The organism is Ruegeria faecimaris (assembly GCF_900182615.1).
In the GTDB taxonomy this organism is placed as follows: Bacteria; Pseudomonadota; Alphaproteobacteria; order Rhodobacterales; family Rhodobacteraceae; genus Ruegeria; species Ruegeria faecimaris.
In genome coordinates, this window is sequence record NZ_FXTE01000002.1 from 185,312 (window position 1) to 207,063 (window position 21,752).

Genomic DNA, 21,752 nt, shown 5'->3' on the forward strand with positions numbered 1-21,752 from the left:
CCTCATTCATTTCCGGGGATCATGCCCGACTAGCTGCGTGCTGGCAACCAGAGCCTAACGCCCACTGGCGGCCCAGTCCCAATACAGGTCGCGTGCACGCCGGGCGATGGGACCGACCTGAAACCGGGTGTCCTCCAGCGCGGTCACCGGGGTGATCTTGCTCATGTTGCCAGTCATGAATACCTCGTCGGCCCCGTAGAAATCCTCGAAACTCAGAACCGCCTCATGCACAGCCACGCCGTCGGCCCGCAGGTTTTTGATATGTCGTGCACGGGTGATGCCAGCAAGGAAGGTGCCGTTGGGGACGGGGGTAAAGACCTCGCCGTCGCGGACCATAAAGATATTGGCGGTTGCGGTTTCGGCTACGTTGCCCAATGCGTCAGCCACCAGAGCATTCGAAAACCCGTTCGCACGTACCTCGTTCAGCATCCGTGCGTTGTTGGGATACAGGCACCCGGCCTTGGCATTCACCACTGCTGATTCCAGTACCGGACGGCGGAATCGGGTCAGTCCCAGCGTGGCCGAGGCGGTCTCAGGCGCCATCGGAATCTCTTCCAGGCAGACAGCAAACCCGGTGCTGTTTTCCTGCGGTACGATCGCTGTCGCATCTCCGTCGATGCCCCAATACATCGGGCGGATATATACGGCCGCGTCGGGCGCATAGGCTTCAAGCCCTTCCAGCACGATCTCGACCATCTGGTCTTTGGTGACGGTCGGGGTCAGCATCAGCGCCTCGGCAGAGCGGTTCACGCGGGCGCAATGGGCCTCCAGATCCGGGGTCAGCCCGTTGAAGAACCGCGCGCCGTCAAAGACGGATGATCCCAGCCACGCGCCATGATCCGCAGCGCGCATGATCGGTGCATCCCCATCATGCCATTGCCCGTTGAAATAGGTGCGGATGTTCTTGCCGACTGCCATGACGCCCTCCCAAGCTTTGAGGCAAACCTAGGAAGGCGTTAAGGCAACGTCCAGAGCCAATCAGCCCCGTTTCGCACCAACCATGCCGACGATGTCATAGGTCTGCTGCAGGATCGGGGCTGCAATCGCCCGCGCCTTTTCTGCGCCATTGGCCAGAATGCGATCAATCTCGGCCTCTTCACCCATCAGGCGGGCCATTTCGGTCGAGATCGGAGACAGTTTGGCAACCGCCAGATCGGCCAGCATCGGTTTGAACTCGCCAAATTGCTTGCCGCCAACGTCGGCCAGAACCTGATCCGCCGTCTGATCGCTGAGGGCGGCGTAGATATTCACCAGATTGCGGGCCTCGGGGCGGTTGTCCAAGCCATCGACTTCCGAAGGCAGAGCGTCCGGGTCGGTCTTGGCCTTTCGGATTTTCTTGGCGATCGTGTCGGCATCATCGGTCATGTTGATCCGGGTCATGTCAGAGGGGTCGGATTTGGACATCTTTTTTGACCCATCGCGCAAGCTCATGACCCGAGTTGCCGCACCTTTGATGACAGGTTCGGTCAACGGAAAAAAATCGACGCCATAGTCATGATTGAACTTAGTTGCGATATCTCGGGTTAGTTCCAGGTGTTGCTTTTGATCATCTCCGACGGGTACATGTGTCGCGTGATATACAAGGATATCTGCGGCCATAAGCGCCGGATAGGCGAATAGGCCCAACGATGCATTCTGTGCGTTCTTGCCAGCCTTATCTTTGAACTGTGTCATGCGCTGCATCCAGCCAAGCCGGGCAACGCAGTTAAAAATCCATGCTAGTTGCGCGTGCTCAGGAACCTGGCTCTGGTTAAACAGGATCGATTTTTCGGGATCTAATCCTGATGCGATATACCCCGCGCACAGCTCACGCGTTGCGTGCTGCAACTCTTTGGGGTCCTGCCAAACGGTGATCGCGTGCAAATCAACCATACAGTAGATTGTCTGATAGTCGGACCCTTGCATCCGAACCCAGTTCCGCAATGCGCCCAAATAGTTGCCAAGGTGCAGGTTACCGGATGGCTGTGCACCGGAAAACACGCGCGGCGTGAACTTGGAATCGGTCATCGAAGGGAACTCCCGTCTGGAAAAATCAGCCCCCGTCGCTTACCCATGAGGCAAAGGGACGTCAACAGCCGCGAAAGGCCCGCCCAATGAGCAGTGAGCATTATACACCCGCCGTGAACCCTCTGCCGCCCGTGGTGGTGGCTTTGTGTGTGTTCATCATGGGGGTTGAACTGGCATTTACTCTAGGTACGCGCGGGATCATTGGGGGCCCAACTGCTGTAGGCTGGCGCCTGGACGCTTTGCAGCACTATTCGTTTTCGCCGGATATCTTCGACTGGATGGTGGAAAACGGGCGCTGGCCGTTCGAGCATCTGATCCGCTTTGTCACCTATCCGTTTGTATCCGGTACGTTCACACAGGCCATCTTTGTCTGCGTCTTTGTGCTGGCCATGGGTAAAATGGTGGCCGAGGTTTTTGGCAGCGTTCAGATGCTGGTGATCTTTGTGCTGTCGGGAGTGGGTGGTGCGCTGGCTTATGCACTGTTGCTGGATCCGCGCTTTCCGCTGGTGGGTGGGTTCCCTCCGGTCTATGGGCTGATCGGAGCGTTTACGTGGATATTATGGCGCAAGCTGTCCCTGGTGGGCGCAAACCAATCCCGCGCCTTCAGCCTGATCGCCGTTTTGATGGGCATTCAGTTGTTGTTCGGCCTGCTGTTTGGCGGAACGCTGGACTGGGTGGCTGATCTGGGCGGTTTTGCCACTGGTTTTGCCCTGTCGTTCCTGGTTGCTCCGGGGGGGTGGGCGCGGATTGTCGGGCGCATCCGACGCGACTGATCAGGATCGACGCAGAGCCTTTCTGAACTCGGAAAGTTTGAATGCACCAATCAGGTGGCCGAGCAGGAAATACGTGACTGCAGCAACGATGATCAAACCGAGCAGTGCCAGGTAACGCCAGCCTTCCAGGGCAAAGGCCCAGCCAAACAGCTCAATAGCGGCATACAGGACAGCTCCCATCCCCAGGGACGCCGCAATGATCCGCCATGCCCTGTTCTTGAACCGGTCGTCAAACTGCGCTTCTTCCCCCATTTTTCGCGCGCCCAAGGCCAGCAGTCCAACCATGGCCCATCCGGCCACCGAGGCGGCAATCGCAGGTGCGAACCATCCCACCAACGGATACAGCCCGAAAGCCAGTGCAGCGTTCACGACCATCGCAAACACTGCATAGTGAAAGGGCGAGCGTGTATCTTCACGCGCGAAATACAAAGGCTGCAACAATTTCTGCAGCATGAACGCGGGCAGGCCGATGCCATAGATCGCCACGGCAAGTGCGGTGGCGGCGGTGTCTTCGGGGGTGAACTGTCCGCGCTCGAACAGAACCGAGACCAGCTGGGTGGGGATGAGCACAAAGGCAACGGTCGACGGGATGGTCAACAGCAACGTAAACTCACCTGCGCGAGAAAACGCATCGCGGGCGCCCGATTTGTCCCCAGCGCGCAGGCGGCGAGATAGATCGGGTAACAGGACGATGCCGACGGCGATGCCCACGACGCCCAATGGCAACTGGTACAAGCGATCCGCTGCAAACAACCAGCTGACGGCCTTTTCGGTTTTCGACGCAACCAGCTGGCCCACCACCAGATTGACCTGTGTAACCCCCATGGCCAAGGCGGCCGGAACCGCAATGCGGACCATGTTGCGCATTTCAGGGCTGAGTTTCGGCAGGCCCGGGCGGATACGGATGCCCGCACGTTCGGTTGCAACCCAGACCAGCGCTAGCTGCGCAACACCAGCGATGGGGATGACGGCGATCAGCCAACGGATGACCTCTCCGCCTGATATAGCGCCGGCGATCAGTGCTATGCAGGCAAAGATGTTCAGTAAAATCGGCGCGGCGGCGGCAGCCGCGAAACGGCCGGTTGCGTTCAGCACGCCCGAGAACAGCGCCGCTAGCGACATGAAAAAGATGTAGGGAAAGACCACATATCCATAATCAACGGCAAGGTCGAAGCGGTCGTCACCGTAAAAGCCCTCGGCCGTCAGCCAGACCAGACCAGGCATGAAAACCATCGCCAGCCCGACCAGCGCCAGCACCGACACGGCCAGCAGGTTGAACGCGTCCTGTGCAAAGCCTTGCGCGTTTTCCCCGCCTTCGAGCCGTTTGGAAAACATCGGCACAAAGGCTGCGTTAAACGCACCTTCGGCAAAGAAGCGGCGGAACATGTTGGGCAGGCGAAAGGCGGCGACGAATGCATCCATTACTGGCCCGGGCCCGATGTAGGCGGTCAGCAGGATTTCCCGCAGAAAGCCCAGAATACGGCTGGCCAGGGTCCAGAACCCAACAGTGAACAGGCCTGAAAACAGCCGGATCTGCTTCATGAGACCGCGCGCTCGGCGCCTTCGGAGATGGCCTTGCGCAGCTTGGCCTCAAGCCCGCGCTGCTTGCTTTCCGAGTGATATTTCAACCCAAACATATCCTTGACGTAAAAGGTGTCCACCACCTGTTCGCCATAGGTCGCGATCACCGCATTGGCGATATAGACATTGGCTGCAGCAAGCGTTCGTGTCAGATCATAAAGCAGACCGGGCCTGTCCCGGGTATCGACCTCGATGATTGTGTAGATCTCGGACCCGTCATTGTCGAAGATGATATGGGTCGGCACGTTAAAGGCCCGTTCGCGTTTCTTGATCTTGTCGCGCGATTTAAGGGCATCCCGCGCCACGACCTCGCCTTTCATGGTCTTGTGGATCATCTGTGTCAGGCGCGGCAAACGGCTGGCCTCGAACGGGTGTCCATCGGCGTCCTGAATCCAGAACGCATCGGTCACATAGCCGTCTTTGGTGGTATAACTGCGGGCATCAACCACATTGGCCCCGACCAGCGCCAAAGCGCCTGCGATACGGGCAAAAATGCCGGGGTGATCACCCATGGCAAAGCAGGCCCGCGTCGCGTCGCGGTCTTCATCCGGGTGCAGACGGATTTCCATCGCGCCAGCATCACCGCTGCGGTCCAGCTCTTTCAGCATCTCGGCAAATTCTACATGGGTCGAAAGGTTCAGGCCCTGCCAATAGGGGTCATAGTGCCGACCCGTCTCGGTTTTGAGGGCGGCTTTGGTCCATTCCGCCAGCTCGGCCCGCAACGCCTTTTTGGCACCGGCACCGCGATTGGCACGGTTGAGGTCTTCCATCCCGGTCTCAAGCGCGCGCTTGGTTTCTGCATGCAGCGCGCGTAGCAGGGTGGCTTTCCAGTTGTTCCAGGTGTTGGGTCCAACGCCGCGAATGTCGCAGACGGTCAACACGGTCAGTAGGTCCAACCTTTTGACTGTCTTCACGGCCTTGGCAAAGTCGCGCACCGTGCGCGGGTCGGAAATATCGCGTTTCTGCGCCATGTCCGACATCAACAAGTGATACCGCACCAGCCATTCCACGGTTTCTGAATCCGATTTGTTCAGACCCAGCCGAGGTGCAATCTTTCGGGCCATCTGTGCGCCCAAAATCGAATGATCCTCGGGTCGCCCCTTAGCAATGTCATGGATCAGCAGAGCAACATACAGAACCTTGCGATTGACCCCTCCTTCCAGGATTGAAGACGCAAGCGGCAGGGATTCCCCCAACTCTCCGCGTTCAATCTGGGCCAGATTGACGATGCACTGAATGGTGTGCTCATCCACCGTATAGCTGTGGTACATGTTGAACTGCATCATCGCCACGATGTGTTCGAACTCGGGCAGAAAGGCCGACAGCACCCCCAGTTCGTTCATGCGGCGCAGGGCGCGTTCCGGGTTGCCGTGTTTCAGCATCAGGTCGAGAAAGATGCGCCGCGCCTCTTTGTCTTCGCGCATGTCGTCATCAATCAGGTTCAGGTTGGCGCTGACCAGCCGCATCGCGTCCGGGTGGATCAGCATGCCGGTGCGCAGACCTTCCTCGAACAGGCGCAGAAGGTTCAGCTTGTCCGCCAGAAACTTGTTCGGGTCGGCTACATCCAGACGTCCATGGACGACTTTATATCCGGCTTTGATCCTGGGGCGGCGGCGGAAAATACGCTCTAGCAGAGGCGCGCCTTTCATATGCGTCGCCTCGAGTTTGGTCAGGAAGATGCGCGTCAGCTCGCCAACCTTCGTGGCCTCGCGGAAATAGCGCTGCATAAACACTTCGACCGCCCGACGACCGGCCCGGTCTTCGTATCCCATACGGGAAGCAACCTCGACCTGCATGTCAAAGGACAGTTGTTCGGTTGCGCGCCCGGTCACCAGATGCAAATGCGAGCGAACGGCCCACAGGAAATCTTCGGCTTCCACAAAAGTGCTGAATTCCTCGGGGGTGAACAGACCCAGCGGTACCAACTCGGCCACGTCCTGAACGCCGTAGATATATTTGGCAATCCAGTAGAGCGATTGCAGGTCGCGCAATCCGCCTTTGCCCTCTTTTACGTTGGGCTCGACCATATACCGCTCGCCCTGTTTCAGATGGCGCGCGTCGCGTTCCTGCAGCTTGGCCTCGATGAACTGGCGCTCAGTGCCTTTGAACAGATCGTCTTTCAGGCGCGTTTCCAACTCATTTGCCAGATCGGCGTCGCCAGCCAAATAGCGCTGTTCCAACATCGCGGTGCGAATGGTGAAATCCTCGGATCCCAGGCGCAGGCAATCCTTGATGGTGCGCGAAGAATGTCCGACCTTCAGCCGCAGATCCCACAGGATATACAACATGGATTCGATCACACTCTCTGCCCAGGCAGTGATTTTGTAGGGGGTCAGAAACAGCAGATCGACATCCGAGGACGGGGCCATTTCCCCACGCCCATAGCCGCCCACTGCCAGCACGGCCATTTTTTCACCCTGTGTCGGCGTGGCCAGGGGGTGAAGCTCGCGACTGGCCACTTGCATCGCGGTGCAGACCAGCCCGTCGGTCAGGTAGGTATAGGAATGGGTCAGCCTCCGCGCGTCAAATGGATCGCGGACAAAGGCATCGGCGATTGACTGACGACCGGATTTCTGGACGTTGCGCAAAATCCGCACGGTTTCGCCGCGCCTTTCGGCGTTATCAGATGTCTTGTCGAAGGCCTCTGACAGCTGTGCCATAACGGCTGCGCTGTCAAAGATTTCTTCGGGCTGGCAAATCAGGTCACCCCTTGGGATGAGTGTCAGAGCCAGCCGATCAGAATCCGGCGCCAGAGAAGCTTTGTGGGGCAGGGTCAATCACAACCACCTGTTTGTTCTGGATCGTGGCAATGGCCAGACCACGTTCATTCGTACCGTTGGGTCGCAGACGGAAGATACCGCCAACGCCCTGAAAACCGGCGTTCTGAGTTAGGGCAGATGCGGTCAGAGCGTCGGACTTGCCCTGGCTGACCAAGGCAGCAATCGCGGCTATGCCATCATAGGCTAGGCCACTGATCGGATGTGGTGCCTCGCCATATGTGTTGTTGTACCGCTGACGATAAGCCTGTGCCTTGGATGGGTCCGGCAATGCGAACCAGCCACCCTGAACGCCTGGCAGTTCCAGTGTCTGGGCCGGGATGTCCCAGCGGGTCAGACCCATATATTGCGTGGTTGCCGGGGAGACGCCCGCTTCTGGTAGAAGCTGGGAATACAGCGGCAACGCCCCTGCAGTGGTCGAAGTCAGAAAGATCGAATCCGCCCCCGAGGACGCTACAGTAGCCTTGATTGTCGGCACCGAGTTGATGACCCCCTGCTGAGAGCGGTCATAGCCGACCGTGCCTGCATTACCCACTCGGCTGTTGCTCAGCGCGGTTGCGATAGCCGATTGTCCAAGCCGCCCTGCGGCATCGTTGCTATGCACGATGACCGTTCCGGTCTTGCCGCGCGAACCGGCATAGTTGACCAACCGGTTGGCGGTGTTTTCAAAAGTAGGGCCGAGCACGAAGACATTACCGCCTGCGATGCTGGTATTGTTCGAAAACGACAGCAGGTTGACCTTGTTGTTCAATACCGCAAGACCAGCTGAGTTTGCCGCCTGGGCGTAGACCGGACCAATGATTATCTTTGCGCCGTCTGCCACGGCTTGCTGCGCGACTGTTGCGGCGGTACCCGAATTGCCCCTGGTGTCGTAGACCCGCAAATCAATCTGTACATTCTGCAGATCGGACATCGCCAGGCGGGCTGCGTTTTCAAGGCTGCGCGCCAGTTCAGCGTCCCCGGAATTTCCAGATCCAGCCGGAACCAGCAAAGCAACCGGTACAGGTTTTGAAGTGTTGATCGACGGGCCTCCGCCGATACTGCTGACGTCACACGCCGTCAGAATGGTCGCGGTGGCCAAGACGGCGGCTGCACGCGCCAACTTGCGAACGGGCTTGCAAACGGTAAACATCTAAATGAAAACTCCCTGATCCGGCGGCTTGGGATGCTGCCATTATTTGCGCCGCGATAATAGACGTCACGCTGTGAGGGTCCAGCTTTGAATTTTCAAAAAGTCAAATTGGGCACGGGCCTGTATTTTGTTGCCACTCCGATCGGGGCGGCACGCGACATTACGCTCAGGGCGCTAGACGTGTTGGCGTCGGCGGACATGATTGCCGCCGAAGACACGCGCAGCCTGCGTCGGTTGATGGAGATTCACGGCGTTCCTCTCGAGGGGCGCCGCATCCTTGCCTATCACGATCACAGCGGTGCAGGCGCCCGCGGCAAAATCCTGGACGCGCTGAAAGAGGGGAAATCAGTGGCTTATGCGTCCGAGGCCGGGATGCCGTTGATCGCGGACCCGGGCTATGACCTGGGGCGGCAGGCGGCCGAGGCGGGGCAAATGGTGACCTGCGCGCCGGGCCCCTCCGCCGCGCTGATGGCGCTGACGCTGGCTGGTTTGCCGACGGATGCCTTCTTCTTTGCCGGGTTTTTGCCCAATGCCTCAGGCGCGCGCCGGACGCGGATCGAGACGCTGCGAGATGTGCCTGGGACGTTGGTATTTTATGAATCTCCGAAACGTGTGGCGTCCTGTCTGTCGGATCTGGCCGAGGTTCTAGGGGAAAACAGGCAGGCCGCGATGTGCCGCGAATTAACCAAGAAATTCGAAGAAGTTCGGCGCGGGTCGCTGGCAGAGCTGGCAGAAGAATTGGCGAGTCAGACGGTCAAAGGCGAAATTGTTCTGCTGGTAGACCGTGGCGCTTCGGAAACTGTTAACGATTCAGACATAGAAGAGGCTTTGATACGCGCCCTGGAAACTCATTCAGTACGCGATGCGGCGGATTTGGTGTCGCAGATGTATAAACTGCCGCGTCGACCGATCTATCAGAAGGCGCTGAAACTCGGGAAAGGGTAAGATGACCTCACGCAGCACTGTCCGAAGTTCGGTTTCTTATCATGCGGGTCAGGCGGCGGAACAGCAGGTTGCGGCAGATTACGAGCGGCGGGGATATTCCATAGCACATCGCCGTTGGCGCGGGGCAGGGGGCGAGATTGATCTGATCGTCCGCAACGGCGACGGATTGGTTTTCGTCGAGGTCAAGAAAAGCACAAGCTTTGAGATGGCTGCTGCCCGGATCAAACGGCGCCAGATGGACCGTATCTGTGCCTCGGCTGCCCAATTTCTGGAAGGGGAACCCAACGGCCAGCTGACAAATGTTCGGTTTGATGCGGCTTTGGTGGATGCGTTCGGCGCGGTGCAAATCATCGAAAACGCCTTTGATCAGGTCTGACCCCATTGAACCCCCGGCCTGGCTGGGCCATGTATCTGGCGTGAAACTGAGGGACACGCCATGAAAATTGCCTTTCAGATGGACCCGATCGGGGCCGTGGATATCAATGCCGACAGCTCATTCCGTCTGGCCGAAGAGGCACAGGCGCGCAGGCATACGCTGTTCTTCTACAGCCCTGACAAACTGGCTTATCAGGAGGGCCGGATCACGGCCCGCGGCCACGATATGACGGTGCAGCGCGTGGCTGGAAACCCGGCAGAATTGGGGCCCGAGCGCGAGGTTGATCTGGCCGAGTTCGACGTGGTCTGGCTGCGTCAGGATCCCCCGTTTGACATGCACTATATCACTTCCACCCACCTGCTGGACCGGCTTAAGGGACAGGCGCTGGTGGTAAATGATCCGTTCTGGGTTCGGAACTATCCCGAAAAACTCCTGGTGCTGGATTTCCCCGATCTGACGCCACCGACAACCATCGCCCGCGATCTGCAGACGATTAAGGCGTTCAAAGAAAAGCACGGCGATATTATCCTGAAACCGCTTTATGGAAATGGCGGTGCGGGGGTGTTCCGGTTGGATGGCAACGACCGGAACCTGACATCTTTGCACGAATTGTTCACCGGGTTTTCGCGCGAACCTCTGATCGTTCAGAAATTCCTGCCCGATGTCAGCAATGGCGACAAACGGGTCATTCTGGTGGACGGTCAGGCTGTGGGTGCAATCAACCGTGTTCCCGCCAAAGGTGAAACACGATCCAACATGCATGTGGGGGGACGGCCCGAAAAGGTTGGTCTGACGGATCGCGATCTTGAGATTTGCGCAGCCATTGGACCTTTGTTGAAGGAAAAAGGGCAGGTTTTTGTTGGTATCGATGTAATCGGCGATTACCTGACCGAGATTAACGTGACTTCGCCAACCGGAATTCAGGAATTGGAACGGTTTGATGGCGTGAACATCGCAGAAAAGATTTGGCAGGCCATCGAAGCCAGGCTTTAAGATTCAATATTGGCGCTGATGCGAAAGCTCAGCGCCTCGGCCACATGGGGTCTTCGGACATCTGATGCGCCGTCCAGATCGGCGATGGTGCGCGCGACCCGCAAGATGCGGTGAAAGGCGCGCGCTGACAAACCAAATTTCTCAGCCGCTTTCAACAGCAGCTCTTTTCCTTCGGCATCCGGCGCGGCGATTTCTTCCAGCACATTGCCCTCAACATCCGCATTCTGGCGCGCGGACGTTCCAGTGTATCTTTGCGCTTGAACCGCACGCGCCTGCTCGACACGCGCGGCAACCGTGGCCGAACTGTCCCCGGATGGAGGCAGGTCAAGGTCGGTGAACCCGACCGGAGGCACCTCGATCCTCAGGTCGAACCGATCTATCAGCGGGCCTGAAATGCGCCCCAGATAATCCTCGCCGCAGACCGGCGCACGCGAGCAGGCCCGCGCTGGATCTGTCAAGTAGCCGCATTTGCAGGGGTTGGCGGCGGCAACCAGCATAAAGCGGCAGGGATATTTCACATGCGCATTGGCACGTGCAATCATGACTTCTCCGGTTTCGATGGGTTGGCGCAGGGTTTCCAGAACGGTTCGTGGGAATTCGGGAAATTCATCCATGAACAAAACCCCGTTATGGGCCAATGAGATTTCTCCTGGTTTGGCTCCTTTCCCTCCACCAACAATGGCCGCCATCGATGCCGTATGATGCGGCTCGCGAAATGGTCTGGTGCGGCTGATGCCGCCTTCGTCAAGCAGGCCGCACAGGGATTGGATCATCGAGGTTTCAAGCGCCTCGGTCGGTGTCAGCGGCGGCAATATCCCCGGCAGGCGCGCGGCCAGCATGGATTTCCCGGACCCCGGCGTGCCGATCATCATCAGGTGGTGCCGCCCTGCGGCGGCAATCTCCAACGCGCGTTTCGCCCGCTCCTGCCCTTTGACATCGCGCAGGTCGCGGGTGCTGGGGGAAAGGTTGACCTCGCCGGGCAGCGCAGCGGGCAAAGGGGCTTGGCCCGAGAAGTGGCGGACAACATCGCCCAAAGATTCAGCGCCGATCACCTGAGTAGCGTCAACCCAAGCCGCCTCGGCGCTGGAGGCCCGAGGGCACAGCAGGGTTCGGTCCTCGGCCGCGGCGGTCATCGCGGCAGGAAGCGCCCCGACAACAGGCACAAGAGACCCGTCCAGTGACAATTCCCCCAGTGAAACGGCCCCTTCAGCCGCGTCCTTGGGAATGATTTCCAGGGCTGACAGCAGAGCCACCGCAATGGGCAGGTCGAAATGGCTGCCTTCTTTGGGCAGGTCAGCGGGGGATAGGTTGATGGTGATACGCTTTGACGGCAGGGCAATGGCCATCGAGCTTAGCGCGCTTCGGACGCGATCGCGGGCCTCTGAAACTGCTTTGTCGGGCAGGCCGACGATGGAAAAGGCAGGCAACCCCGGTGAAACCGCGCATTGCACCTCGACCGGGCGTGCGTCGACACCTTGAAAGGCGACTGTATGAGAACGAGCGACCATGAACGACCTGCTTGGTTAACAGGTCGTTACTGGCACGCCGCCGGTTTAGGAATCGTTAACGGCGCTGACCATCTGAGTGAATTTCGGCCATGCCTCCGGATCGGCGAGGGTTTTGTCGCGGCAGAACCGATTGCAGAATCCCCAGCGCTGACCGTCCAGGTCCAGAAAATCTGTGACGGGCTCTCCGGAATAGGGGCAGGTCTGGTTGACCGAGGGACCGCTCTGGGCGGCCACAGCAGACGATGCCCCGCCGATTGGCCAGGGATCCGATTGAAGGTCCAGCGAATACGGGAAAGGGTCGTACTGGACTGTCAGACCCATCGCACGCCACTGCCTGACAACCGGATCCGACAGGAGGGTCAGGCAATAGTCCCGGTTGGCGTCCGAAACAGGTAGCCCATAACCGATGATCCGCGCGGCAACGGGCGTGTAAAACACATCCACCAAAGAATATGTACCGAACAAAGGGCCGGTGTTCGCCCCAGACACTTGGCGCGCATGATCCCAAAGGGTTTCGATCCGGCGCAGGTCAGCAAGCGTTTCGGCCGCCGGTTCGAAACCCTTCCAACTATGAAGCAGCTGCATCGCGCATTCCCCGCGGAGGGCTGAAAACCCGGCCACCATCTCGGTGCAAAGCCACCGTGCAGTGGCGCGGGCAGCCGCGTCAGAGGGCCACAATCCGACCTGTGGGTGGCGCTCAGCCAAGGTCTCGGCCATGGCAAGGCTTTCACCAACCACAGTTCCGTCTGGCAGGCGCAGAGCAGGCACCAGACGCGCCGGGAACAGGGGTTTCATATCCTCGGCCATAGTGCCTGAATAAAGGCCGATCATGTGGTTTCGATAGGGCAGGTCGAACTTTTCCAGCATCAACCAACCACGCAAGGACCAACTGGAAAACAGGCGGTCTCCGATAAACAAATCATAGGTCATGGGTCTAGGATGACTCAGGCTATTCAATCCGTAAAACAGAGATTTGTGCGCGGCCTGATCACGGGCAGTGATTGATCCGACCGACCGACCAACCGTCGCCGTGATGAGTAATCTCAGTCACGGAAAGATTGTCGATCCGGTGGCCGAAAGCCTCTTGCGCGTCCACATCCATGGCACGCTGGACCTGTGTCAGGATGACGCCGAAATGGGCAACAATGATCAGGTCCTGGCCGGTGTGATCGCCAATCAACCTGTCAATAACCGCGTTGACGCGGGCTCGGACTTCATTCCAGCTTTCGCCGTTTGGCGGGCGAACTTCACCGGGATTGTCCCAGTAGGCGAAGGTTAGTTCGGGGTCTTCGGCCTCGATTTCCTCGAACCCGCGCAATTCCCAACTGCCAAAATTGATCTCTCGCAGGTCGGGGTGGTGGGGCAGGCGGTGCCGGGTGCCCTGTACCGCCGAAGCCGTGTCAACGGCACGGCACAGGTCGGATGAGATCAACAACCCGTTGGCCGGCAAGTAGCTTTTTAGCCGGCCAATGGCGGCGTGGTCGCTTAGGTCAGCAGGCAGATCGGACCAGCCGACCATGGTTTTGGCATGGGTCGGACTGTGCCTGACTAGATGCAGACGCGTCATGGCAGTTGCCCTTTCAATACCACAGGAAGCCCGGCAGTGACCTGAACCACCAGATCAGCCTGCGCGGCGAGCGCGATGTTCAGGCGGCCTTGCGCCTCGCGGAATTGGCGAGACAGGGCGTTGCCCGGGACGATCCCGTGGCCAACCTCGTTCGAGACGATGACGACCGGGGCAGGACAGTCTCGTAACGCATCAAGCAGTGCTGTCTGGGCCTGCTGCAGGTCGTGTTCCGCCAGCAGGTGATTGGTTAGCCACATGGTAGCACAATCTATCAGACAGATCTGATCCGGGGTCAGCTCGGCCAGCGTTGCGCCAAGGTCCAAGGGGGCCTCGATCGTGTCCCAACCGCTGCCGCGCTGTGAAACATGGCGCTTAACCTTATCGCGCATCTCATCATCAAACACTTGTGATGTGGCCAGATAAACGCGGCCTTTCCCTGATAAAACAACAAGTTGCTCGGCGAATGCCGACTTGCCTGAGGCTGCTCCGCCCAGCACAAAGGTTAAATCCGAACCCACGATCATTACCTTTTAAGTGATCCACCTGGTGTTGTTCTGCGTATCGACCATGGGTCGGCAAGGCAAGCCCGGGCCGCGCCAGCGAAAAAGGGAGATTTCCATGGCACTGGACAGCGCAAACGATTTCTCGATGTCGCGCAGGGCGATGAAGGCCGAGTTACTGGATGCAGAAACCGAGTTGAAGCTGGCCTATGCCTGGCGCGACCAGCGCGATGAAAAGGCGCTGCACCGGTTAATCACCGCCTATATGCGACTGGCAATTTCGATGGCGGCCAAGTTCAAACGTTATGGCGCGCCGATGAACGATCTGATCCAAGAGGCCGGATTGGGTCTGATGAAGGCCGCTGACAAATTTGACCCGGATCGCGGGGTTCGGTTCTCGACCTACGCCGTCTGGTGGATCAAGGCGAGTATCCAGGACTATGTAATGCGAAACTGGTCAATGGTTCGGACCGGGTCCACCTCTGCCCAGAAATCCCTGTTTTTCAACATGCGTCGCGTCCAGGCCCGGCTTGAACGCGAAGCGGCCACTGATGGGATGGCGCTGGACCGTCACCAGTTGCACCAGATGATAGCAGCCGAGATCGGTGTTCCGTTGCGCGACGTTGAGATGATGCAAGGCCGGCTGGCAGGGTCGGATTTCTCGTTGAACGCTGTGCAATCCACGGATGAAGACGGGCGCGAATGGATCGACGCGTTAGAGGATGACCGGGAACAGGCCGCTGAAACCGTTGAAAACAAGCACGACACCGAACAGTTGCGCGAATGGCTGGTGATGGCGATGCAGGCCCTCAACGACCGAGAGCGCTTCATAGTGCGCGAACGCAAGCTGCGTGAACCGGTGCGCACACTGGAAAGCCTGGGTCAGGAACTGGGCCTGTCGAAAGAGAGGGTGCGTCAGCTTGAAGCCGCGGCTTTTGTAAAAATGCGTAAGAACCTTGAAGCTCAATCGCGCGAGGTGCAACACTTCATCGCATGAAACAGATTGCGATTCTGATGTGTACGCTGATGGTTATGGCTGGGTCCGGTCATGCCGATGACCTGATCCCTGACGATGTCGCGGCAGCGATGCGAATGGCAGACGTTGTTTTGCTGGGCGAAACCCATGACAATCCCCGCCATCATCTGGTTCAGGAACAGGCGATTACATTGATCGACCCCTCCGCCGTAGTCTGGGAAATGGTCACCGAGGAAGGCGCGCAGCGCCTGGCGCAAAAAGCGGCGTCCGATCCCGAAGAACTGTCACGCATCCTGCGTTGGGCGGAATCCGGCTGGCCCCCTCTCAGCCTGTATTACCCGATCTTTCAGGCCACGGATGCGCCGGTCTATGGCGCAATGGTCCCGCGTAAGGCAGCGCGTACAGCGATGGAACGTGGCGCTGCAACTGCGCTGGGCGCTGACGCAGCGCGATTTGGGTTGACCATACCTCTGTCAAAGGCGGAACAGGCGGCGCGCGAGGCTGACCAGATGGCGGCGCATTGCGATGCGCTGCCGGAAAGCGCTCTGCCGCAGCTGGTTGCGATCCAAAGGTTGCGTGATGCGGTGCTGGCACGGGCCATATTGCGTGCCGTTGACGAAACCGGTGGCCCGGTTGCAGTTATCACCGGAAATGGCCACGCACGAAAGGACCGCGGTATTCCGACATTCCTGTCGCGTCTGCGTCCGGGTCTTAAAGTGTATGTCCTGGGTCAGTCTGAAGACGGTACGATCCAAGGGGACTATGATGCAGTCATCGACAGCCCGACCGCGGACCGAGAAGACCCCTGCCTGGCCTTTCAACCGCAGAATTAACCGCTGGAACTGTCGGGCGCGCTTGCCTAATGTCGGGGCCGACCGAGACGGGAAGGGCACAACATGCTGGCATCGAAACGGATTCTGCTGATCATTGGTGGCGGTATTGCTGCCTATAAGTCACTGGATCTGATCCGGCGACTGAAGGAACGCGGCGCCGCCGTTACGCCGGTCCTGACCCGCGCAGCAGAAGAATTCGTGACACCTCTGTCTGTTGCCGCGCTGGCCGGCGAGAAGGCCTATCGCGATCTGTTCGATCTGACCGATGAGGCCGAGATGGGGCATATCCAGTTGTCCCGCTCTGCGGATCTTGTCGTGGTCGCTCCGGCGACTGCGGATTTAATGGGCAAAATGGCAGGTGGGTTGGCGAATGATCTGGCCTCGACCCTATTGATGGCGACTGACACACCGGTTCTGTGTGCGCCTGCGATGAATGTCCGTATGTGGGATCACCCGGCGACGCGTCGTAATTTTGAACAGTTGCAGGCGGACGGCATTCGTTTTGTCGGGCCGAACGAAGGCGACATGGCCTGTGGCGAATATGGTCCGGGCCGCATGTCGGAACCGCTTGAGATCGTCGCCGCGATTGAGGCATCGCTGGGCAGCGGACCGCTCAGCGGTAAACGCATTCTTGTGACCTCGGGTCCCACGCACGAGCCGATTGACCCGGTGCGCTATATCGCGAACCGCTCATCAGGGGCGCAGGGCACAGCGATTGCACGTGCTCTGTCTGCGTTGGGTGCAGAGGTTGTGTTTGTAACCGGACCTGCCGAGGTTCCTGCACCCGATCGGGTCGAGGTTGTGCGGGTTGAAACAGCCCAGCAGATGTCAGACGCGGTGGATTCAGCCTTGCCTGTCGATGCCGGGGTATTTGCCGCCGCCGTGGCGGATTGGCGGGTGGCCAGCGCGTCGGACCGCAAGCTGAAAAAGACACGCGACGGTCTTCCGGCGCTGGATTTTGCTGAAAACCCGGACATTCTGAAGCGGGTCGCCAAGCTTGACGATGGACGCCCCGCGCTAGTTGTTGGCTTTGCCGCGGAAACGGACAATGTGATCGAACATGCGACCGCCAAACGCGAGCGCAAAGGGTGCGACTGGATCATTGCGAATGATGTCAGCCCGGCGACCGGGATCATGGGGGGCGCCGAAAACGCGGTGATCCTGATCTCCGATGATGGGGCTGAGGAATGGCCACGCATGGGCAAAGACGCAGTGGCCGAAAGACTGGCACACAAGATTTCCGACGCGTTGGCCGGTTAGACAAGAGGATATCCGATGGTAGCAATTCGTGTGATCCGTGAGGACGGGGCCGACCCTTCGGTGCCCTTGCCATCTTATGAAACCACCGGAGCGGCAGGCGCGGATGTGCGTGCAAACTTGCCGGACAAGACGCCGATCACGCTGCTGCCCGGTCAGCGGGCTCTGGTTCCCACCGGACTGCGGATTGAAATCCCAAAAGGGTATGAGGTGCAGGTCCGGCCCCGCTCGGGCCTTGCGCTGAAATACGGGATCACGCTGCCCAATACGCCGGGTACGATCGACAGCGACTATCGCGGCCCTCTGGGGGTGATCCTGTTGAACGCTGGGCAGGAGAGCTTTGAAATCACCCATGGGGAACGTATCGCCCAACTGGTCGTCGCCCCGGTGGTGCAGGCGTCATTCGAGGCCACGGATACGCTCAGCGATACTGACCGCGGTGCAGGCGGGTTCGGTTCGACCGGGCGCGGCTGATGTTACTTGTCCTGATCATCGCCGCAGCGCTTTGGGGGCTCGGCTATCTGGCTGGCGTGTCACGCAATGCACGGATGATTTCGGTTGGGGTGTTGTTGCTGGGGGTAATCTCGGCACAGCTGGTTTTGCCCCTTGGTAACCCCCTGCGTCAGGCCACGGGTGGTTCTGCTGCGACCTGGTTGATTTTGGTTGGTACGGCGGTTCTGGTTCTGATCTATGGAAGGGGACTGAAAGCGCTGCGAAAACGCGCGGCGCCGGCCTCGAACAAGGAGCCAGCCATGCCCTCAGACAAATTCTCCGAGACCGAGCTTGACCGCTATGCCCGCCATATCGTGTTGCGCGAAATTGGTGGGCCAGGGCAGAAAAAGATGAAGCAGGCCCGCGTGCTTGTGATCGGCGCCGGGGGGCTTGGGGCGCCCGCTTTGCAGTATCTGGCTGCGGCCGGGGTCGGCACGATCGGGGTGATTGATGATGATGAGGTTGAGAACGCCAATCTTCAGCGTCAGGTGATCCACCAGGATGCGGATATCGGCATGCCCAAGGTTTTTTCGGCCCAGCAGGCCATGCTGGCGCAAAACCCGAATGTGGTTGTTCTGCCCTATCACCGCCGACTGACCGAAGAGGTCGCCACCGAGCTATTTTCCGATTTTGACGTCATCCTGGACGGAACTGATAATTTCGACACGCGCTATTTGGCCAATCGCACGGCGGTCGCGTTGGGCAAGCCGCTGATTTCGGGGGCTCTGTCGCAATGGGAAGGCCAGCTCAGCGTTTTCGACCCGGCCAACGATGCGCCTTGTTATCAGTGCATTTTCCCCGAGGCTCCGGCTCCAGGTCTGGCCCCGTCCTGCGCCGAGGCTGGGGTGATCGGCCCCTTGCCTGGCGTCGTCGGTTCGATGATGGCTGTTGAGGCGATCAAGGTGATCACCGGGGCGGGTCTGGCACTGAGGGGTGAGATGCTGATTTACGACGCTCTCTATGGCGAAAGCCGCAAGATTACACTGCCTCGCCGTGCAGATTGCCCCGTTTGTGGCAAAGGATAACCCCCCTGCTCTGGATCGAACACGCCGTCGTTCTTAGGTAGGGGACAAAGGAGACTTCAATGACCAACCCGATTCTGTCCGCCTGGACCAGCGCGTTCGAAATTGCGCCGTTCGACACGATATCCGACACGGATTTCGCCCCGGCCCTGGACGCGGCCATGCAGGCCCATAACGCTGAGATTGGCGCGATTGCCTCTAACCCGGAGGCCCCGACTTTTTCCAACACGGTCGAAGCGCTGGAAGCTGCAGGAGAGATGATGGACAAGGTTCTGTCGGTATTCTTCACGGTCGCGGGCGCAGACAGCAATCCCTTGCGTGAGGAGTTGCAGCGCGAATTTTCACCCAAGCTGGCCGCGCATTTCTCAGGCATCTCATCGAATAAGGCGTTGTTTCAGCGGGTTGCCGATCTGTGGACGCGCAAGGATGAACTGGGCCTGACGGATGAGCAGGCACGCGTTCTGATGCTGTCGCATCGCGGGTTTGTGCGCGCTGGTGCGGCGCTTGAGGGAAACGAAGACACGCGGATGCAAGAGATCAAAGCGCGGCTTGCCTCGCTGGGGACGTCCTTCACCCAGAACCTTCTTGCCGATGAGCGCGATTGGTTCATGGAATTGTCCGAAGATGACCTACAGGGGCTTCCTGGTTTTGTGGTCAATTCTGCCCGGGCAGCGGGTGAGGAAAAGGGTGCAAAAGGACCGGTTGTCACCCTGTCCCGGTCACTGATCGTACCGTTTCTGCAGTTTTCACCGCGCCGGGATTTGCGCCAGAAAGCCTATCACGCATGGACTGCCCGGGGGGCAAATGGCGGCGAGACTGACAACCGGGAAATTGCCGCCGAAATCCTGCAGTTGCGTCAGGAACGTGCAAAGCTGCTGGGCTATGAAAGTTTTGCCGATTTCAAACTGGAAACCGAAATGGCCCGCACGCCCGACCGCGTCCGTGATCTGCTGATGCAGGTTTGGGAGCCTGCCAAAACGCGTGCCAATGCTGATGCTGAAATCCTGACGCAGATGATGCAGAATGATGGGGTGAATGGGCCTTTGGAGGCGTGGGACTGGCGTTACTACGCCGAGAAACGTCGCAAGGCTGAACACGATCTGGATGAGGCTGCGCTGAAACCGTACCTGCAGTTGGATCGCATGATCGAGGCCTCTTTTGCCTGCGCGAACCGTTTGTTCGGGCTGGAATTCAAGCAGTTGGACATACCGCTGTACCATCCGGACTGCCGGGCCTGGGAAGTGACACGGAACGGGCAACATATCGCGGTGTTCATCGGGGATTACTTTGCACGCGGCTCCAAACGGTCAGGCGCTTGGTGCAGCGCGATGCGCGGGCAGGCAAAGTTTCCCAAGGTGCAGGCTCCGGTCGTGATCAACGTCTGTAATTTCGCCAAGGGTGATCCGGCGCTGCTGTCTTATGACGACGCTCGGACTTTGTTCCATGAATTCGGCCATGCGTTGCACCAGATGCTGTCGAACGTGACCTATGAAAGCATCTCGGGCACCTCCGTTGCGCGCGACTTTGTCGAGCTGCCCAGCCAGCTATACGAACACTGGCTTGAAGTCCCTGAGGTTCTGGCCGAATTCGCTACCCATGCCGAAACCGGCGCACCGATGCCGCAGGAGATGCTAAAGAAGGTGCTCAAGGCCGCCAATTTCGATCAGGGGTTCCAGACTGTAGAATATGTGGCCTCGGCGCTGGTTGATCTGGCCTTTCATGAGGGCGCTGTGCCCGACGATCCGATGGCGAGACAGGCAGAAGTTCTGGCGGATCTGGGAATGCCCGCGGCAATCGGGATGCGCCATGCCACGCCGCATTTTGCGCATGTGTTTGCCGGTGACGGCTATAGCGCTGGCTATTACAGCTATATGTGGTCCGAGGTCATGGATGCAGACGCCTTTGCCGCGTTCGAAGAGGCGGGGGGCGCCTTTGATTCCGAACGCGCAAAAGCGCTGGAGGAAAATATCCTGTCCACTGGCGGTTCCCGCGAAGCCGAAGATCTGTATCTGGCCTTCCGCGGTCGTTTGCCGGGGGTTGAGGCCCTGCTGAAGGGGCGCGGCCTTATCGCAGCCTAATATCCCATTTCGCGGTCAACGAGGTGCAGGAAAGGCTCGCCCGCCTCACCTCTGCGAATATTTTCACAGATCACCTGCGCCGATGTAACGGGGCGGGTTTCAGAGGCAATGTGAGGCGTCACCGTGACGTTTGGATGCGTCCAATACGGGTGGCTCGCAGGCAGCGGCTCGACCCGGAAAACATCCAGCGTTGCGTGACCGATCTGGCCCGTATCCAGAGCTGCCAGCAAGGCTTGATCGTCGATCAGCGGTCCTCGGCCCGGGTTGATGATATGCGCACCCTTGGGCATCAGGGACAGGGTTTCGGCGTTCAGTGTGTTTTCCGTGGCAGGCGTATCGGGCAGCAATAAAACCGCGATCTCGGCCTGTGTCAGTGCCGCACGCAACCTATCCTCACCGTGAAAGCAGGTGACCCCGGGGATGGCCTTGGCCGAGCGGCTCCAGCCGGTAACGTTGAAATTCAGTGCAGACAGCGCGCGGGCTGCGGCCTCTCCCAATGCGCCAAGGCCCAGGATGCAGACGGTTCTGTCCGAGGCCAGCGGTGGTGGATCTGGGGCCCAAACCCCATCCTGAACCGTGATGTGCCGGTCCATACCCAGATGATAGCGCAGCACGTGACCGACGACCCATTCGGTCATTCCCTGCGTCAACCCGTGGTCCACCATTCGCGCCAGCGGCACGGTCAGAGTGTCATTCTCGACGATGCTTTCGATCCCAGCCCAAAGGCTGAGCACGGCCTTGAGGCGGGTGTAAGGTGCAAAATCCCGTAAGCCGCTATTGGGCGCATAGACGACGTAATCCACCTGATCTGGTTCAAACTTGGTGCCTAGCTGAAACGCGACCCCGGCATTAGTCAGGTACTGTGTCATCAAGGGTTGATACACGGGCCATAGTTCGGGGCGTGCCGAGAACAGGATGTTTGCGGTCATAGCGGG

Annotated in this window: 20 protein-coding genes; 10 read left to right on the forward strand and 10 right to left on the reverse strand. The window is 59.1% G+C overall.

All coding sequences use genetic code 11. The features are described 5' to 3' along the window. Positions 1 to 54: 54 nt before the first annotated feature. Together FN806_RS07205 and trpS are read right to left on the reverse strand one after the other, a co-directional pair. Entirely contained in the window at positions 55 to 918 is an 864-nt protein-coding gene (locus tag FN806_RS07205; RefSeq protein WP_142635550.1) for a branched-chain amino acid aminotransferase, read from the reverse strand. A 60-nt stretch (positions 919 to 978) separates the two neighbouring features. Further along, positions 979 to 2,007 (reverse strand): tryptophan--tRNA ligase, encoded by a 1,029-nt coding sequence (gene trpS / locus FN806_RS07210; RefSeq protein WP_142635552.1) that lies wholly within the window; start codon positions 2,005 to 2,007, stop codon positions 979 to 981. A gap of 86 nt (positions 2,008 to 2,093) precedes the next feature. Here trpS and FN806_RS07215 point away from each other — a divergent pair, with 86 nt between their 5' ends. Beyond that, the gene (locus tag FN806_RS07215; protein WP_142635554.1) at positions 2,094 to 2,780 is read left to right on the forward strand and encodes a rhomboid family intramembrane serine protease; all 687 of its coding nucleotides are present in this window, start codon (positions 2,094 to 2,096) and stop codon (positions 2,778 to 2,780) included. Here the strand turns inward: FN806_RS07215 and murJ are convergent, their stop codons facing one another. From murJ to FN806_RS07230, 3 genes are read right to left on the reverse strand one after another with little or no spacing between them, the layout of a single operon-like run. Continuing rightward, on the reverse strand, positions 2,781 to 4,322 hold the full coding sequence (gene murJ, locus FN806_RS07220) for a murein biosynthesis integral membrane protein MurJ (protein WP_142635556.1): 1,542 nt from the start codon (positions 4,320 to 4,322) through the stop codon (positions 2,781 to 2,783). Then, complete coding sequence (locus tag FN806_RS07225) at positions 4,319 to 7,138, reverse strand: [protein-PII] uridylyltransferase (RefSeq protein WP_142635558.1); 2,820 nt, start codon at positions 7,136 to 7,138, stop codon at positions 4,319 to 4,321. Before FN806_RS07225 ends, murJ begins: the two co-directional genes overlap by 4 nt. Beyond that, positions 7,098 to 8,270 (reverse strand): penicillin-binding protein activator, encoded by a 1,173-nt coding sequence (locus FN806_RS07230; protein WP_142635560.1) that lies wholly within the window; start codon positions 8,268 to 8,270, stop codon positions 7,098 to 7,100. Before FN806_RS07230 ends, FN806_RS07225 begins: the two co-directional genes overlap by 41 nt. A gap of 87 nt (positions 8,271 to 8,357) precedes the next feature. On the opposite strand from FN806_RS07230, the gene rsmI reads away from it, so the two are divergent. The 3 genes from rsmI to gshB are packed head-to-tail and all read left to right on the forward strand — an operon-like array spanning position 8,358 to position 10,584. Then, positions 8,358 to 9,215, forward strand: coding sequence for a 16S rRNA (cytidine(1402)-2'-O)-methyltransferase (gene rsmI, locus FN806_RS07235; protein ID WP_142635562.1), 858 nt, complete (start codon positions 8,358 to 8,360; stop codon positions 9,213 to 9,215). A gap of 1 nt (position 9,216) precedes the next feature. Further along, positions 9,217 to 9,591 carry a YraN family protein gene (locus FN806_RS07240; RefSeq protein ID WP_142635564.1) on the forward strand — a complete coding sequence of 125 codons (375 nt, stop codon included), beginning with the start codon at positions 9,217 to 9,219 and terminating at the stop codon, positions 9,589 to 9,591. A 60-nt stretch (positions 9,592 to 9,651) separates the two neighbouring features. Then, entirely contained in the window at positions 9,652 to 10,584 is a 933-nt protein-coding gene (gene gshB, locus FN806_RS07245) for a glutathione synthase (protein WP_142635566.1), read from the forward strand. On the opposite strand, the gene FN806_RS07250 is transcribed toward gshB, so the two are convergent. Genes FN806_RS07250 through cobU form a run of 4 tightly spaced genes read right to left on the reverse strand, consistent with a single transcriptional unit; the run spans position 10,581 to position 14,177 of the window. Beyond that, positions 10,581 to 12,092, reverse strand: coding sequence for a YifB family Mg chelatase-like AAA ATPase (locus FN806_RS07250; protein WP_142635568.1), 1,512 nt, complete (start codon positions 12,090 to 12,092; stop codon positions 10,581 to 10,583). The genes gshB and FN806_RS07250 overlap by 4 nt on opposite strands. A 45-nt stretch (positions 12,093 to 12,137) precedes the next feature. Continuing rightward, positions 12,138 to 13,022, reverse strand: a complete 885-nt coding sequence (locus FN806_RS07255; RefSeq protein WP_142635570.1) for a glutathione S-transferase — start codon at positions 13,020 to 13,022, stop codon at positions 12,138 to 12,140. Between the two features lie 58 nt (positions 13,023 to 13,080). Then, on the reverse strand, positions 13,081 to 13,659 hold the full coding sequence (locus FN806_RS07260; RefSeq protein ID WP_142635572.1) for a histidine phosphatase family protein: 579 nt from the start codon (positions 13,657 to 13,659) through the stop codon (positions 13,081 to 13,083). Further along, the gene (gene cobU, locus FN806_RS07265; protein ID WP_142635574.1) at positions 13,656 to 14,177 is read right to left on the reverse strand and encodes a bifunctional adenosylcobinamide kinase/adenosylcobinamide-phosphate guanylyltransferase; all 522 of its coding nucleotides are present in this window, start codon (positions 14,175 to 14,177) and stop codon (positions 13,656 to 13,658) included. The genes FN806_RS07260 and cobU overlap by 4 nt, the downstream gene beginning before the upstream one ends. Before the next feature lie 100 nt (positions 14,178 to 14,277). On the opposite strand from cobU, the gene FN806_RS07270 reads away from it, so the two are divergent. The 6 genes from FN806_RS07270 to FN806_RS07295 all read left to right on the forward strand — a co-directional run bounded on the left by FN806_RS07270 (position 14,278) and on the right by FN806_RS07295 (position 20,817). Then, a complete protein-coding gene (locus tag FN806_RS07270) occupies positions 14,278 to 15,156 on the forward strand; it encodes an RNA polymerase factor sigma-32 (protein WP_142635576.1) in 879 nt (292 codons plus the stop codon). After that, positions 15,153 to 15,968: a ChaN family lipoprotein gene (locus FN806_RS07275; RefSeq protein WP_142635578.1), complete on the forward strand. Its 816-nt coding sequence runs from the start codon at positions 15,153 to 15,155 to the stop codon at positions 15,966 to 15,968. The genes FN806_RS07270 and FN806_RS07275 overlap by 4 nt, the downstream gene beginning before the upstream one ends. Before the next feature lie 63 nt (positions 15,969 to 16,031). Beyond that, positions 16,032 to 17,228: a bifunctional phosphopantothenoylcysteine decarboxylase/phosphopantothenate--cysteine ligase CoaBC gene (coaBC, locus tag FN806_RS07280; protein ID WP_142635580.1), complete on the forward strand. Its 1,197-nt coding sequence runs from the start codon at positions 16,032 to 16,034 to the stop codon at positions 17,226 to 17,228. A 15-nt stretch (positions 17,229 to 17,243) separates the two neighbouring features. Continuing rightward, positions 17,244 to 17,699 (forward strand): dUTP diphosphatase, encoded by a 456-nt coding sequence (gene dut, locus FN806_RS07285; protein WP_142635582.1) that lies wholly within the window; start codon positions 17,244 to 17,246, stop codon positions 17,697 to 17,699. Beyond that, positions 17,699 to 18,742, forward strand: coding sequence for a HesA/MoeB/ThiF family protein (locus FN806_RS07290; protein WP_142635584.1), 1,044 nt, complete (start codon positions 17,699 to 17,701; stop codon positions 18,740 to 18,742). Before dut ends, FN806_RS07290 begins: the two co-directional genes overlap by 1 nt. A gap of 59 nt (positions 18,743 to 18,801) precedes the next feature. Further along, on the forward strand, positions 18,802 to 20,817 hold the full coding sequence (locus FN806_RS07295) for a M3 family metallopeptidase (RefSeq protein ID WP_142635586.1): 2,016 nt from the start codon (positions 18,802 to 18,804) through the stop codon (positions 20,815 to 20,817). On the opposite strand, the gene FN806_RS07300 is transcribed toward FN806_RS07295, so the two are convergent. Beyond that, entirely contained in the window at positions 20,814 to 21,746 is a 933-nt protein-coding gene (locus FN806_RS07300; protein ID WP_142635588.1) for a 2-hydroxyacid dehydrogenase, read from the reverse strand. The two genes, FN806_RS07295 and FN806_RS07300, sit on opposite strands and share 4 nt — an antisense overlap. Positions 21,747 to 21,752: the final 6 nt, after the last annotated feature.